The organism is Streptomyces tibetensis (assembly GCF_040647715.1).
GTDB classification, from domain to species: Bacteria; Actinomycetota; Actinomycetes; order Streptomycetales; family Streptomycetaceae; genus Streptomyces; species Streptomyces tibetensis_A.
Genome location: NZ_JBEZCR010000005.1, coordinates 174,956 through 188,801 on the forward strand (window position 1 = coordinate 174,956; position 13,846 = coordinate 188,801).

13 protein-coding genes are annotated in these 13,846 nt (G+C 71.4%); 3 read left to right on the plus strand and 10 right to left on the minus strand.

Features of this window, described 5'->3' with window-relative positions; genetic code table 11:
• The first annotated feature begins 8 nt into the window (after nt 1-8).
• The gene (locus tag AB0B29_RS15285) at nt 9-866 is read left to right on the plus strand and encodes a transglutaminase-like domain-containing protein (RefSeq protein WP_362239110.1); all 858 of its coding nucleotides are present in this window, start codon (nt 9-11) and stop codon (nt 864-866) included.
• Here the strand turns inward: AB0B29_RS15285 and AB0B29_RS15290 are convergent.
• Nucleotides 847-1,221, minus strand: a complete 375-nt coding sequence (locus tag AB0B29_RS15290; RefSeq protein ID WP_362239112.1) for a DUF4440 domain-containing protein — start codon at nt 1,219-1,221, stop codon at nt 847-849. The two genes, AB0B29_RS15285 and AB0B29_RS15290, sit on opposite strands and share 20 nt — an antisense overlap.
• Nucleotides 1,214-1,762 (minus strand): DUF1697 domain-containing protein, encoded by a 549-nt coding sequence (locus tag AB0B29_RS15295; protein ID WP_362239114.1) that lies wholly within the window; start codon nt 1,760-1,762, stop codon nt 1,214-1,216. The genes AB0B29_RS15290 and AB0B29_RS15295 overlap by 8 nt, the downstream gene beginning before the upstream one ends.
• 339 nt (nt 1,763-2,101) lie before the next feature.
• Here AB0B29_RS15295 and AB0B29_RS15300 point away from each other — a divergent pair, with 339 nt between their 5' ends.
• Nucleotides 2,102-4,372 carry an MMPL family transporter gene (locus AB0B29_RS15300; RefSeq protein ID WP_362239117.1) on the plus strand — a complete coding sequence of 757 codons (2,271 nt, stop codon included), beginning with the start codon at nt 2,102-2,104 and terminating at the stop codon, nt 4,370-4,372.
• A 124-nt stretch (nt 4,373-4,496) separates the two neighbouring features.
• Here AB0B29_RS15300 and AB0B29_RS15305 read toward each other — a convergent pair whose 3' ends face one another.
• The 3 genes from AB0B29_RS15305 to AB0B29_RS15315 form a co-directional block, all read right to left on the minus strand.
• On the minus strand, nt 4,497-6,314 hold the full coding sequence (locus AB0B29_RS15305) for a caspase family protein (protein ID WP_362239119.1): 1,818 nt from the start codon (nt 6,312-6,314) through the stop codon (nt 4,497-4,499).
• The gene (locus AB0B29_RS15310; protein WP_362239121.1) at nt 6,311-6,703 is read right to left on the minus strand and encodes a hypothetical protein; all 393 of its coding nucleotides are present in this window, start codon (nt 6,701-6,703) and stop codon (nt 6,311-6,313) included. The genes AB0B29_RS15305 and AB0B29_RS15310 overlap by 4 nt, the downstream gene beginning before the upstream one ends.
• Nucleotides 6,704-6,889: 186 nt before the next feature.
• Nucleotides 6,890-7,207, minus strand: coding sequence for a hypothetical protein (locus AB0B29_RS15315; RefSeq protein ID WP_362239124.1), 318 nt, complete (start codon nt 7,205-7,207; stop codon nt 6,890-6,892).
• 235 nt (nt 7,208-7,442) lie between these two features.
• On the opposite strand from AB0B29_RS15315, the gene AB0B29_RS15320 reads away from it, so the two are divergent.
• Nucleotides 7,443-8,393: a zinc metalloprotease gene (locus AB0B29_RS15320; protein WP_362239126.1), complete on the plus strand. Its 951-nt coding sequence runs from the start codon at nt 7,443-7,445 to the stop codon at nt 8,391-8,393.
• A gap of 103 nt (nt 8,394-8,496) precedes the next feature.
• On the opposite strand, the gene AB0B29_RS15325 is transcribed toward AB0B29_RS15320, so the two are convergent.
• The 5 genes from AB0B29_RS15325 to AB0B29_RS15345 all read right to left on the minus strand — a co-directional run bounded on the left by AB0B29_RS15325 (nt 8,497) and on the right by AB0B29_RS15345 (nt 13,703).
• Nucleotides 8,497-9,927, minus strand: coding sequence for an MFS transporter (locus AB0B29_RS15325; protein ID WP_362239129.1), 1,431 nt, complete (start codon nt 9,925-9,927; stop codon nt 8,497-8,499).
• Nucleotides 9,924-10,547, minus strand: coding sequence for a TetR/AcrR family transcriptional regulator (locus AB0B29_RS15330; protein ID WP_362239132.1), 624 nt, complete (start codon nt 10,545-10,547; stop codon nt 9,924-9,926). Before AB0B29_RS15330 ends, AB0B29_RS15325 begins: the two co-directional genes overlap by 4 nt.
• Nucleotides 10,548-10,618: 71 nt before the next feature.
• Entirely contained in the window at nt 10,619-11,893 is a 1,275-nt protein-coding gene (locus AB0B29_RS15335; protein WP_362239134.1) for an ABC transporter substrate-binding protein, read from the minus strand.
• Nucleotides 11,893-12,726, minus strand: coding sequence for a carbohydrate ABC transporter permease (locus AB0B29_RS15340; protein ID WP_362239137.1), 834 nt, complete (start codon nt 12,724-12,726; stop codon nt 11,893-11,895). Before AB0B29_RS15340 ends, AB0B29_RS15335 begins: the two co-directional genes overlap by 1 nt.
• Nucleotides 12,723-13,703 (minus strand): carbohydrate ABC transporter permease, encoded by a 981-nt coding sequence (locus tag AB0B29_RS15345; RefSeq protein ID WP_436845847.1) that lies wholly within the window; start codon nt 13,701-13,703, stop codon nt 12,723-12,725. The genes AB0B29_RS15340 and AB0B29_RS15345 overlap by 4 nt, the downstream gene beginning before the upstream one ends.
• Nucleotides 13,704-13,846 lie beyond the last annotated feature (143 nt).

Sequence of the window (13,846 nt, forward strand, 5' to 3'; positions counted from 1 at the left end):
GTCCCGGCATGAACGAGGACTTCTCTTCGCGGCAGACGCCGTACAGCGACCCCGGGGACTTGGACACGAGCGGGCTGCCCCGCGACCCGCGCCTGCTGGCCGCGCTGGTCAGGGGCCTGATCATCCACCGGTGCGAGGGCGGGCGGTTCGGGTACGACGTGCCCGAGGAGCGGCTGCACCACGACGCCGAGTCCCGGTACGTCACGGAGATCCTGCGGATCCTGCGGGAGCGCGGGAACACCCCCCTCACCGAACCCCGGGCGCCCGGCGGGAGGTTCGTGGGCACCTGCCGGGACTTCTCGCTGCTGCTGTGCTCGCTGCTGCGGGCCACGGGGACGCCGGCACGTCTGCGCTGCGGGTTCGCCACCTACTTCGCCGATGGCTGGTACGAGGACCACTGGGTCACGGAGTACCGGACGCCGGAGGGCGGCCTGCGGCTGGCCGACGCGCAGGTCCACAGCGGGTACGACGTGCCGTTCGACCCGATGGACGTGCCGCGGAGCGCCTTCCTGGTGGCCGGTGACGTCTGGCGGGCCTGCCGTGAGGGGCGGGTGGACCCCGGGACGTGCGGCCTCGGCTCCGTCGAAGGCCTGCGCGGCCTGTGGTTCGTTCGGGGCAACGTCCTGCGCGACCTGGCCGCGCTGAACGGTGTGGAGCTGCTCCCCTGGGACGGCTGGGAGCCGGGGCTCCGCAAGGGCGCGCCTCTCACCGAGGACGATCTGGCGGCGGCCGACGCGGTCGCCGCGGCCCGCTTTGAGGACGACTGGCCGCGGCTCTTCGCGGATCCGCGGCTGACCGTGCCGGCCGGGATCACCTCGTACGCGCCCTACCTGGGAGAGCGCCGGATCACGTTGTCCGGGCGCTGAACGGGGTCGCCTGGTGGAACCAGAGCAGCCAGCGGCCCTCCGTGCGCCGCCACAGTGAACTGCGGTGTGCGCGGCTGCCGTCGTACTCCGTGTCGTACGTGAGGTGGACGAGGTCCGGGGCGAGCTGGACGCCGCGCAGGGCGGAGACGGCGACGGGGCGGTCCCCCGGCTCGGCGGTGGCGGCCAGGGAGGCGATGATGGCGGCCCGGCTCCAGTGCCGGCCGGAGGCGCCGAACTCGTGGAAGTCGGGGTGGAGCAGCGCCCCGACCCGGTCGGCCGAGCGGCGGACCTCCGGGGTGAGCAGGGCGAGTTCGCCCTCCATCGCGGATTCGACCGCGGGGTTGTGCTCAGGCACCCGTCATCTCCACCAGCTTGACGACGGTGTTCCAGTTGCGGGTCGTGGCGATCACGCCCTTGTTGATGCGCGGCTTCGACAGGTGCTCGGCCAGCTTGGAGCGGCCCAGACCGTTCGGGGCGTACAGGTACAGGGCCCGGTCGCCGAGGCGGAACTCCTCGGGGAGGTAGGCGTCCTGGTCGATCTCCGCGAAGCGGTCGGCAGTGACGGGTGCGGAGAAGTAGGTGACGTGGAGCTGCTTGGGTTCCAGGCCGGTGGCCGGGAACGGGCAGGCGTCGGCGATCGCCCGGAGGTAGGCGTGGTCGCGCACGATCACGTCGACGCCGAACCCGAAGCGCTTCTCGACGGCCTGCGCGATCTCGGCGGCGAGCGACTCCTCGCCGCCGTGTCCGCAGGAGAACACGGCCTGGCCGCTCTGCAGGTAGGTGCGGACGTCGTCGTGGCCGAGGTCCGTCAGGAGCGTGCGCAGGTCGGCCATGGGGACCTTCCTGCTGCCGCCCACGTTGATGCCGCGCAGCAGCGCCGCGTATGTCGTCGTCATCCGCTCACGATAAAGCGGCCTTCGTGCCCCGTGGGGGTGGGCACGACGGCCGCGCGGGCAGCTGCCCGGCCCCGTAAATTACTCATCGCTCTTCGCGGGGCACAACCGTCTGCTCAGGATCCACACACCCGAGGAGCCCGGTTTGTCTGTCGATAGGTGTAAGGGACCACAGTCTCCGGGGGTCCTCCCCAGTGGGGAGGCGGCTCGGTCCGTGGGGATGAGTTCCGGCGCCGCCACTTCACCGGACAGCACGACGAGATGGCTTTATCCGGCCCATACCTTCGAAGCGGAAGGGGGCGGCAGGGGGCCGCCACCGCATCACGAGGGGGCAAGCCGGTCATGGGGAACGGAGACATACGGGTGCGGGGCTTCGCCGCCCGGGCCGGTGGCTGGAGCGCCCGGCACCGATGGGCCGCCGTCGGTATCTGGGTGCTGTTCGTCGTCCTGGCGATGGGGATCGGCTCGGCGATGGGTACCGTCGACGTCAAGGAGAGCGACCAGCTGTCGGGCGAGACCCACACCGCCGCCAGGATCATCGAGGACGCCGGCATCGAGGAGCCGGCCAATGAGACCGTCCTCGTCCAGGCGAAGGACGGTTCCCTCAAGGCCACGGACACGGAGTTCAGGAACGCCGTCGCCTCGGTCGTCGAGGCCGTCGAGGGGACCGGCGGGGTCACCGACGTGACGTCGCCGTACGACACGAGGACGATCTCGAAGGACGGGCGCAGCGCGCTCGTGCAGTTCGACATGCGCGGTGACTCCGACACCGCGGGCGACCGGGTCGAGCCCGTGCTCGACGCCGTCGCGGGCGTGCAAAAGGAACACTCGTCGCTGCGGATCGAGGAGATCGGCGGCGCCAGCATGATGAAGACGTTCTCCGACGCGTTCGGCGACGACTTCCAGAAGGCCGAGTACTCCGCCGTGCCGGTGGCCCTGGGCATTCTGCTGATCGCGTTCGGCGCGCTGGTCGCCGCGCTGCTCCCGGTGGCGCTCGCGCTCACCGCGATCATGGCGACGATGGGGCTGATGAGCATCGTCAGCCACTGGCAGCCGATGGACGACACCGCGAGCTCCGTGATGCTGCTGGTCGGCCTGGCCGTGGGGGTCGACTACTGCCTGTTCTACCTGCGCCGTGAGCGTGAGGAGCGGGCGGCGGGCCGGGACGCGGAGACCGCGCTGCGGATCGCCGCGGCGACCAGTGGCCGTGCCGTGATCGTCTCCGGTGTCACCGTGTGCGTGGCGATGGCGGGCATGCTGTTCACCGGGCTCACCACGTTCGAGGCGATGGGCCTGGCCTCCCTGATGGTGGTCGCGGTGGCCATGGTCGGTTCGGTGACCGTGCTGCCCGCGCTGCTCTCGCTGCTCGGCGAGCGCGTGGAGAAGGGCCGGATCCCGTTCCTGCACCCCGACAAGCGCCGCAGGAACGGTACCGGCGGCCGGACCTCCGAGGGCAGCCGGTTCTGGAGCGCCGTTCTGAAGGTCGTGCTCGCCAGGCCCGCCGTCTCGCTGGTCGTGGCGGCCGGTGCGCTGCTCGCGGTCGCGGCGCCCGCGCTCGGCATGAAGACCCAGCAGCTCACCCTGGACCAGGAGTTCGGCGACTCCCTGCCCATCGTGCAGACCTACAACCGGCTCAACGACGCCTTCCCCGGCGGCTCCGAGCCGGCCGAGGTGGTCGTCAAGGCGAAGGACATCAACTCCCCCGAGGTGAAGTCCGCGCTCGCCGACTTCCGCGCGCGGGCGATCAGTTCGGGCGCCTCACGGGGTCCGGTCGAGATCAAGCTGCACGACGCGCAGAACCTGGCCTACGTGTACGTCCCGCTGGTCGGCGGCTCCGACCTGGACAAGGCCGGTGGGAGCCTGGAGAAGCTGCGCGACGAGGTGCGGCCCGCCACGCTCGGCAGGGTCGACGGCGTCGAGGCGCCGATCACCGGGCAGGTCGCCGGGTCGAAGGACTTCAACGACCAGCTGGGCGGGGCGGTCCTCCCGGTCTTCGCCTTCGTCGTGGTCTTCGCCTTCGCGCTGATGCTGGTGTCGTTCCGCTCGCTGACCATCGCGGTCACGTCGATCGTGCTCAACCTGCTGTCGGTGGGCGCCGCGTACGGCATTCTCGTCGCGGTCTTCCAGCACGGCTGGGGCGCGTCCCTGGTGGGTGCGGAGGGCGTCGGCGCGATCATCACCTGGCTGCCGCTGTTCCTCTTCGTGATCCTCTTCGGCCTGTCGATGGACTACCACGTGTTCGTGGTCTCCCGGATCCGTGAGGCGAGGTTGCGGGGGCTTGCGACGAAGGACGCGATCCGGCACGGCGTGGTCACCACGGCCGGGGTGGTCACCAGTGCCGCGGTCATCATGGTCGCCGTGTTCGCGATCTTCGGGACGCTGTCCATGCAGTCCATGAAGCAGATGGGCGTCGGCCTCGCGGCCGCGGTGCTGATCGACGCGACGATCATCCGGGGCGTGCTGCTGCCGGCGGTGATGGCGTTGCTCGGCGAGCGCAACTGGTACCTGCCGAAGTGGCTGCACCGGCTGCCGGACCTCACGCACGACGAGGCGCCGCAGGCGGTCGCCGAGCCGGCGGCGCGGGACGGTGAGGGCGAGCCGCTCAAGGTCTGATCGCCGCCGCGCGAAGGGGCCCGTCGGTTTCCCCGGAAACCGACGGGCCCTTCCGTGTGCCTCGCGCCTCGTGCCCCGCAGGTGCCCGGAGCGCCGGACCGGCCGTGATCGGGGCGGCGGTCGGTCACCAGTGACTGCTGCCCACCAGGTAAGCGATGCCCGCGAGGACGGCGAGGATCAGCGCGGGGATCGCCAGCCCCTTCGCGAGCGAGGTCAGGCTGTGTGTGCCGCCGGCCGCCCGGCTCGTGTAGTGCTCCCGCCGTTCGTGCAGATCGTGCCGGGCGAACGCGCCGACGATCAGCGCCGCCCCGCCGGTGATCAGGCACACGATGAGCGGTGTGAGTGCTCCTTGTCCGCGGATGTCGTCCTCGACGTTGCCGTACACCCCTGCGTCGGCCCGCTCCGCGACGGCTACCGCTCCCCTCTGGATGGTCATGACCAGCATGGCGAGCGCCGTGACGGCGAGGGCGAGGGCTGCGCCGGCGAGGGCGGGAGCGCGCCGGGACGGGGTCTTCCGGTCCGTTCGCTCCCGGTCCCCCGTGCTCCTGGGCGGCTCCTCGGGCCTGGGCGGGGTGCGCGGGGGTTCGACGACCACCGTGTGCCGCTTGTCCTCCGCTCGGGTCTTCGGCGGTGGTGAGTCGTTCGGGACGTCCGGTTCGGGCTTCGGGGGACCGTCCTCGTCCGCCGGGGTCACCTCCGCCTCGACGTGGATCACCGACTCGTCGGCCACGCCCCTGAGCACGAGGTTCCCGGAGAGGTGCCCCGTGGCAGCGGTGTCGACGTGGACCTCCAGACCGCTTTGGGTCGGATCGACCCGCAGCCACGGCTGTTGGGGCTGGACCACGCAGTGACGGGCCAGCGGTGGGCCCTGCATGGTCACGGACCGCCCGGGAGGGGCCGAGCCCCTTTTCACCCGGCCGAAGTCCAGGTGGTCCGGGGACGGTGCCAGGCGGATCTCGCTCAAGGCGGCGGCCGCCTGATCGGCGAGCGGCTGGACCTCGTTGTGGGCGACCTCCGCCAGGTGCTGGCGCGCCCCTTCCGCCACGGGCAGTTCGGGGCGCTGCAGTCGCGTGCACAGCTCCGTGACGGCGCCCCGCCGGGTGAGGAACTCGTCGCTGTTCATGGCCGCCCGCAAGGAGGGCGGCGAGGGAATGGCGACGATCTTGATGCCGCCGCGCCGGCTGTGTGCCAGGTGCAGCTCCCCTTGCAGCTCCGCCGCCTTCTTCGGTGTCTGGTGGGGGTTCTGCTCCCGTACGTGCCGGTAGACGTACTCGTACAGGTCGTCCAGGGAGACGTTGCCGTCCCCGTCGAGGTCGGCCTCGCCGGTCTCCAGGCCTTCGACCACCGCGTGTGTGAACACCGACGGCCGCGGAGCGGAGTTCTCGGCGAGTTCGCTGCCCTCGAAGGAGTACTCCATGGAGTCGGACGCGGTGATGACGGCCCAGCCCCGCCCACTGACCGGCTCGTCCTTCGCGAACGACTCGAGGACGTTGACGTCCCCCGCGGCGCGCACCGAGGCCGAGCCTCGCGAGAAGGCGCCCCCGTAGCAGCAGTCGAGGAACAGGACGCTGCGGCCGGCCCGGGTGCCGGACATGCAGCCGCGGACGAACTGGGAGGCGACAGCGGTGGCGGCCAGCAGCGGGGGCTCGGTGTCGCTGGCGGCGAAGTACAGCTCGCCGGACTCGCTCTTGAGGCCGTGGCAGGAGAAGTGCAGCAGGAGGGTGTCGGCGCGGCGGCGGTCGTTGAAGAAGCCCTGGATGCGTCTGCGCATGAGGTCGGCCGAGGCGTTGTGCACGACCTCCACCTCGAAGTCGCCGATCTGCGGGTCGTGCAGCACCCGCTCGAGAGCCGCGGCGTCCTGGGCGGGGGCCCTGAGCTTCTTGAGCCCTTGGTCGGTGTACCGGTCGTTGGCGATGATCAGCGCGTGTCTGGAGTCCGTCATGGCTCGGCTCCGGCCTTCGAATGGCGCTCGACGAAGGTCCTGAACGCCTGGGCGACCTGATCGTCGGTGGCCTCGGAGACCTCCAGGACGTCGTCCCCCATCTGCAGGCGCAAGGACGGGTGGGTGTCGTGGCGACGGCCCATCCACGACCGGATCACGGTGATCACCTGGTTCAGGGCGGTCGCCGAGCTGCCCAGGGTCACCAGCAGGGCACCGATCTGGGTGACGTCCACGGCCCGCGCTCCGGGCGGGGCCTCCCCGCCGGGGAGCGTGGTGACGTCGTCCACGTCGAGGTCGAGCAGCTCCTCGCGCAGATAGCCGGTCAGCTCCGCGACGCGTTCGGCTTCCGCGTCCTCTTCGGTGAGGAGGATGTGCAGTTCGTTCTCCACCGGGTCACCCCCTTGTTCGTCCCTCGGGGCGGCGCAGAGTCGGAGCGTCGGTGGGCTCTACGTCATCGTTTACAGTTTCCGCTGCTCAGAGTGGGGTGGCAAGTGCAGCTCGACGAGATGAAGTTGACGGATCAACCGTAAGGTTCCTTGTTCAACTTGTGGCGGCCCGGTTTCGCGCCCCGGGCCCTACACCAGCCTCCGCACCCGGAGCACCCGCTCGTCGCAGTGCACGATCTCCAGTTCCCGGTCCGGGCGCGCGCCTTGGAAGGTGAGCGCGAGGTGACGGTCCGACACGAGCCGCCAGCGGCCGGGCACGGCGCCGGGGGCGTCGCCGCGGCCCAGCGGATGGTCGACAAGGGTGCCGTCGGAGGCGAACTCCATGCCGCGACGGCCGCGCGCGGGCGGGAAGGGGAAGTCCTCCGGCCGGTAGACCCGCACGTCGTCGTGGTCCTCCTCGTAGGAGTGGAACCACGAGCGGAAAAGGCCCGGCGGGGGCTCTCGCATGACCCGGCCACCTCACTCGTACGACGCCATCCGTATGGTCACCACTGAGATCGTCACCATGGAGCAGAGATTGTCGCCCTCATGACGAAGTGACTAGACTTGTCAGTGTATGGGTTCGGAGGGAACGGGCAACCGACCGCTCCGCCCGACGTCGCCCGGCCCTCGCGACGCGTCTCAGACGCGCAGTTCCGCAGCCGCGTGCGCGGCCCACCCGCTCCCCTCGAAGGGGCACGCCATGTCCGATGCGCAGGCATTCCTTCGCGCCACCTCGCCCGACTACAGCCGCTGGTGCGGCGCCATGGAGGTGCACCGCAGACTCCTCACTCTCAACCCGGAGTACGCCGAGAACCGGGCCCTGATCGAGAACACCGCGTTCGCCTACGAGTCGATGGACCAGGTCTCCTCCCGGCAAGGCCTGATCGACATCCCGGTCGTCGTGCACATCGTCCACAGCCACCCCGAACAGAATGTGAGCGACGCCCAGATACGCAGTCAGATCGACGTGCTCAACCAGGACTTCCGCGCGAGCAATCCGGACGTGAGCAAAGTGCCCGCGGTCTGGCAGGACCTGGTGGCCGACGCCCGCCTGCAGTTCCACCTCGCCCGGACCGATCCGCTGGGCCGCCCCACGGACGGCATCACGCGCACCGAGAGCGCGGTCGACGACTGGGACACCGACGATATGGTCAAGTTCACCCTGAGCGGGGGCCAGGACGCCTGGCCCGCGGACATCTACCTGAACCTGTGGGTCTGCCGGTTGCGCCGCGGACTGCTGGGCTACGCCCAGTTCCCGGGCGGCGCCGCCTCCACGGACGGCGTGGTCATCACCCACACCGCCCTCGGCACCACCGGCACCGCGACGGCCCCCTTCGACGGCGGCCGCACGGCCGTGCACGAGATCGCGCACTGGCTGAACCTGCGGCACATCTGGGGCGACGACGACGAGGGGTGCAGCGGCAGCGACTTCGTGGCGGACACCCCCAACCAGGCCGGCGCGAACGCCGGTTCCCCCACCTTCCCCCATGTCACGTGCGGCAACGGACCGGACGGCGACATGTTCATGAACTACATGGATTACACCGACGACGCCGCGATGTTCATGTTCACCAAGGGCCAGTCGGCACGCATGGACGCCACGCTCGACCACGCCCGGCTGACCCTCAGCCGTCAGGCCGTCGCGGTGTGACGAGACCTGACGGGTGCGGCCACGGCCGACAGCACCAGGCCGAGAGAACGGCACGTTCCCGGCGATCGGGGAGGGCGTGCGGAGGGGCTGCGCCGTCCGCCGGTCATACGCTGTCGCGAGTGCGCCGCGGGTGCACATGACTCTTGCCGACAGGCGGGACTTCGGCTTCGTGCCCGGGTGGTCCTTGCGGCATGTCCGCCTTCCGGTGCCCGGGCAGCAGCGCCGCGGGGAGCAGACCGAGGGCCGCGATCGCTGCCAGGACGAACAGGGTGGGGCCGGCGGAGGCGGCGGCGCCCACGCTCGTCGCGACGGCGATGCCGAGGGTCGGGCCGATGTTCGTCGCCGTCTGCTTGAGCCCGCCGACGGCTCCGGCGTACTCGGGCGGCGCGTCGCCGACGACCGTTCCGGTGGCGGTGACCATGACGGCGGCGAACCCGGCACCGATCAGGGCGAAGAAGGCACCCGTGGGCCCCACCGCGTCACTCGCGGACAGCCGTGCGAGGCCCGCGACACCGAGCACGACCAGGAGCGTTCCGGTGACGGCGGTCCGTCGCGGGCCCCACCGGCCCAGGGCGGCGCCCGCCAGCGGCGCCCCGAGCACCATCAGCACCGTGAGCGGCAGGACCCGGAGTCCGGTGGCGAGAGGGTCCAGGCCCAGGACGCCCTGGAGGAGGAAGGTGGCGGTGAACAGGCTGCCGAACAGACCCGCGCCGACGAGCAGGAGCAGCGTCATGGAGGCCGTCACCGGGACCGAACGTGTCACGGCCGACGGCACGACCGGATGGGCGGCCCGGCGCTGACTCACGACAAGCGTGGCTGCCAGGACCGCCGCGGCGGACAGTTCGAGCAGTGCGGGTGCGGCGGTCCAGCCGTGCGCCGAGACGCCCGCGAGGGCGTGGACGAGGAGCGCGAGGGTGCCCGCCAGCAGCACCGCGCCGGTGAGGTCGAGTGGCTGCGGGGCCGCTCGCCCGGGGGCGGGAATGCGGACCGCGAGAGCGAGCAGCACCGCGGCGAGTACGACCGGGACGTTGAGCCAGAACACCGCCCGCCATCCGAAGTGCGCCACGAGCACTCCCCCGAGCACCGGGCCGCTCCCGGCTGCCACCGCGATGGCTCCGGTCCGCACGGCGACCGCCCGACGCAGCTCGCGGTCCGGGTACACCGACCGCAGCACCGCGAGTGTCGCCGGCTGGAGCAGGGCGCCGAACACGCCCTGGACCACGCGCAGGGCGATCACCCAGCCGACCGAGGGCGCCAGGGCGATTCCGGCGGAGGCGGCGCCGAAGCCGAACAGACCGGTGCGCAGCAGCCGCAGGTGCCCGTACCGGTCCCCCAGCCGGCCCGCGAGGACGAGCAGAGCAGCCACCGCGACGAGGTAACCGGTGCTGGTCCACTGGACCTGTGCGGGGCCGGCGGCGAGTGCGCGCTGCAGGGCGGGCTGCGCCACCAACAGGACGGTGCCGTCCAGCGCGACGATCATCGCCCCGGCCGCGCTGACGAGGAGCGGTGCGGAGCGCCGCAACCCTCCGGTCATGAGGCTGCCGGGCCGAGATGGGCGTCCAGCGCCGCCTCGATGATCCGGTCGGGGCTGTCGGCGGGCTCCACGCCCGCAGTGCCGCCCATGGCGAGTTGGAGGCTGCCCCAGGACCACAGTTCGGCGATGCCGTGCAGATTCGCCCACAGGGCGGCCGCTGTGAGGGCCGCCGAGGACTGCGTGACCTCTCCCCGGCACCGGGCGACGAGCGCCACGACCCGCTGGAACATCGGCAGTGTCGCCTCCCGCAGCCGGGGCCCGGCCGGAGCCTCGCTCTGCCCGTCGCTGTCGAGGAGGTCATGACGGAACATCAACTCGAACATGCCACGCCGCTCCCGCGCATAGGCGACGTACACCCGCGTCAGCGCAGTCAACTCAGCACGCGGCGAGGCGGTGTGGGAGGCGGCCGCGGCGGCCCGCGCGCCCAGTTCCTCGAAGCCCCGGCGGGCGATGGCCGACAGCAGCGCCCGGTGCGTGGGGAAGTACCGACGCGGCGCGCCGTGCGACACACCCGCCCGGCGGGCGATCTCCCGCAGCCCGACCGAACCGCTGCCCTCGGACAGCACCAGCTCCACCCCGGCATCGACCAGCCGCTCCCGCAGCGTCCTCTCGGCATCCATGCGGCAGTGTCTACCAGGAAGCCGTAGACACTGTCTACGTCCTTGATCGCGGCAGTGCCCGGGGACGGCTCTCAGCGCTGGTAGCGCGCCAGCACCAGGTTGCCGTCCCTCTCCAGCCGACCGCGCAGTTCACGCAGGCCGATCGCTCCGCTGTAGTACTCCTGGAACGCCGGTGTGGCGACCTTGTCCTTCCACTCCGGGTAGCCGCGGACGGACTGGGCGGGTGCCGGTCTCAGGTGTCCGGCGAGGGCGGTGCCGGTGTCCCAGCCGTCCTTCGTCCGGTGCAGGGCGGGGTCCTTCAGGGCCTGTGTGCCGGTGGGCAGCATCCAGTCACCGAGAGCGAGGCGGACCATGTTCCGCGGCCTGAGGAAGAAGTCGAGGAACTCCGCGGCCTCCTTCTTGTGCGGGCAGTCCTCGGCGATGGAGAGCGTCTGCGGGCTGACGCCCTGGGTGAGTCCGCCGGCCCCCGCCGGTGCGGGCAGCACCTGCCAGTCGAAGCCCTCGGGGGCCTGCCGCGCGATCTGCTGGCGGTAGGAGAACCCGAGCGGGACCATCGCGTACCGGCCCGCGAAGAAGCCGGGCAGTGTGTCGGAGCCGCCGCTGCCCAGGGTCGTGGGCGAGGCGCTGCGGTCGGTGTTCGCCTGGGCGTGGACGGTGCGCGGCACCACTTGGTCGGCCGCTTCGAACCGCACCGTCACTCTGCCGTCCGGCCCGCGGTGGAACAGCTGCCCGCCCGCCGACAGCGAGAGGTTGAGCGTCGCGGACACGGGTTCCTTCAGCGGCCAGGCGACGCCGTACTTCCCCCCGCCGCTGAGGCGCTCGGTGATGTGGCGGAACTCGGCCCAGCTCCAGGGCTTCGCGGGTGTCGGGATCCGTACCCCGGACTCCCGCAACCACGTCGCGTTGGCGACGAGCACGCGCGGTTCCTGGAGGAACGGCACGCCGTACACGCCGTCCCCGAAGGTCGTGGTCTCCCAACTGCGCCGTGGGATGTCCGACTTCAGCCTCGCGGGCAGCAGGCCGGTCAGATCGGCGAGGTAGCCGCCGTAGGCGAAGTCCGCGAGGTCGTCGGAGGCGTCGTGGATGATGTCGGGTGCCTCACCGCCCTCGAAGGCGGTGAGAAGCTGGTCGTGGACGCTGTCCCACGTGCCCTGGACGTACTCGACGCGGACGTCCGGGTGAGTGGTGTTCCACTCGTCCACCAGCTGCTTGTTGGCCTCGACGGACTCCTCCTGCCAGGCCAGGGACTGCAAGCGCAGGGTGATCCGCCCGTCGTCGCGGGTGCCGCCGGAGGAGCAGCCGGCGAGGAGCAGCAGCAGGACCAGGGCCGCCAGGCGTGTGCGCATCAGCTCTTCACCGCCCCCGTGAGCATCCCGCCCGTGATCCGCCGCTGGATGAGGGCGAAGACGACCAGGGACGGCAGGGTCGCGAGGAACGCCGCGGCCGCGAGCGGGCCGAGGTCGGCGACGCCTTCGGCACCGATGAAGTGGGTGAGGACCACGGGGAGCGTCTGTTTCTCCGGTGTCTTGAGCAGCACGAGCGCGAAGAAGAACTCGTTCCACGCGGTGATGAACGCGAACAGTCCGGTCGCCACGATGCCCGGCGCGAGCAGCGGCGCGGTCACCGACACCAGCGTCCGCACCCGGCCCGCCCCGTCGACCGCGGCGGCCTCCTCCAGCTCGGGCGGCACGGCCCGTACGTACCCGGCGAGCATCCACAGCGCGAAGGGCAGCGCCCACACCACGTACACCAGCACCAGCCCCGGCACCGAGTTGATCAGACGGAGGTTCTTCAGCACCAGGAACAGCGGGATGATCAGCAGGACAAACGGGAACGCCTGGCTGACCACCACCCAGCCCGTCACCGCCTTCGCGAGCCGGGTACGGCGCCGGGCGACGACGTACGCCATCGGCGTCGCGATGAGCACGGCGACGACGGCCGCCGCGAGCGCGGCGAGCAGGGAGTTGAGGGCGGCGTGCAGCAGCGGCTGTTCGTCGAAGGCCTGCCGGAAGTTGTCGAGGGTCGGGTCCTTCGGGGTCCACGTGGGGTGCAGGCTGCCCAGCTCGCGCGGTGACTTGAACGCGGTGGAGACCAGCCAGAGGAACGGGAAGGCCAGGAAGACGAGGTAGGCGAGCAGCGCGGCGTACTGGCCGACGCGGGCCGGGCGGCCGGTCTTCACGCGTCGTCACCTCCCCTGAGGCGGCCGGCGAGAAAGACGGCCAGGGCGATGGAGATCACAGCCACCATCACGCAGCCCATCGCCGCCGCGTAGCCGAACTGCCCGTAGCGGAAGGCCTCTTCGTAGGCGAAGAGCATGGGCAGGCGGGTCTTGCCGCCGGGGCCGCCGCTGGTCAGGACGTAGACCAGGGCGAAGGAGTTGAAGTTCCAGATCAGGTTGAGGGCGGTGATGGCCAGGGCGATGGGCTTGAGGGCGGGCCAGGTGACCGTGCGGAAGCGGCGCCAGGCACCCGCGCCGTCGACCGCCGCCGCCTCGTGCAGTTCACGCGGGGTGTTCTGCAGCCCGGCGAGCAGCGCGACCGTGGTCTGGGGCATGCCCGCCCAGACGCCGACGACGATCACGGCGGGCAGCGCGGTCGCCAGTCCGCTGAGCCAGTCCCGGTCGCTGCCCAGCCCGAGGTCCCGCAGGGTCTCGTTGAGGATGCCCGCGTCGGGGTTGTAGACGAGCCGCCACATGATGCCGACGACGACCTCGGGCATGGCCCAGGGAATGATCGCCAGGGCCCGGGCCGGCCAGCGCAGCCGCAGGTCCTGGTTGAGCAGCAGGGCGAGGCCCAGCGCGAGCAGGAACTGCGGCACGGTCACGCCGACCGCCCACGCCAGCCCGACCCGGAACGACTCCCAGAACAGCGTGTCGTGCAGCAGGTCCCGGAAGTTGAGGGCGCCGATCCAACGGGTGGGCTGAACGCGGCCCGACTGGGCGTCGGTGAAGGCCAGCAGGATGCCGTACAGCAGCGGACCGACACTGAGGACGAGGATCGGGATCAGGGCGGGCAGCACCAGGAACCAGGCGCCGTGGCCGGCGGCGTGCCGGGGCCGGTCCCGGCCGGGTCTGCGGCCGGCCCGCCACCTCGACGACGACGTCGGCGAGGGCTGCGGAGGGGGCGAAGGGGACGCTGCCTCGGTCACCGGTGTCACGGAATCAGCCCCTTCGCGCGGCTCGGCCGGCCTGGTCATGGTCGTGGAGGCCCTATGCCTCGTCAAGGCACCGTGTACGCCGTCCGACCTGTGCCGATGCGACACTGACCGGTGGATGGCCGGAACCCGACGGTCGAGGCGTG

Bases quoted from the DNA above. Each gene is read 5' to 3' on its own strand.
- AB0B29_RS15295 (WP_362239114.1), bottom strand. From the start codon at position 1,762: ATGACGACGACATACGCGGCGCTGCTGCGCGGCATCAACGTGGGCGGC.
- AB0B29_RS15305 (WP_362239119.1), bottom strand. From the start codon at position 6,314: ATGACGGACTCCAGACACGCGCTGATCATCGCCAACGACCGGTACACC.
- AB0B29_RS15325 (WP_362239129.1), bottom strand. From the start codon at position 9,927: ATGACCGGAGGGTTGCGGCGCTCCGCACCGCTCCTCGTCAGCGCGGCC.
- AB0B29_RS15315 (WP_362239124.1), bottom strand. From the start codon at position 7,207: ATGCGAGAGCCCCCGCCGGGCCTTTTCCGCTCGTGGTTCCACTCCTAC.
- AB0B29_RS15320 (WP_362239126.1), top strand. From the start codon at position 7,443: ATGTCCGATGCGCAGGCATTCCTTCGCGCCACCTCGCCCGACTACAGC.
- AB0B29_RS15285 (WP_362239110.1), top strand. From the start codon at position 9: ATGAACGAGGACTTCTCTTCGCGGCAGACGCCGTACAGCGACCCCGGG.
- AB0B29_RS15300 (WP_362239117.1), top strand. From the start codon at position 2,102: ATGGGGAACGGAGACATACGGGTGCGGGGCTTCGCCGCCCGGGCCGGT.
- AB0B29_RS15330 (WP_362239132.1), bottom strand. From the start codon at position 10,547: ATGGATGCCGAGAGGACGCTGCGGGAGCGGCTGGTCGATGCCGGGGTG.
- AB0B29_RS15335 (WP_362239134.1), bottom strand. From the start codon at position 11,893: ATGCGCACACGCCTGGCGGCCCTGGTCCTGCTGCTGCTCCTCGCCGGC.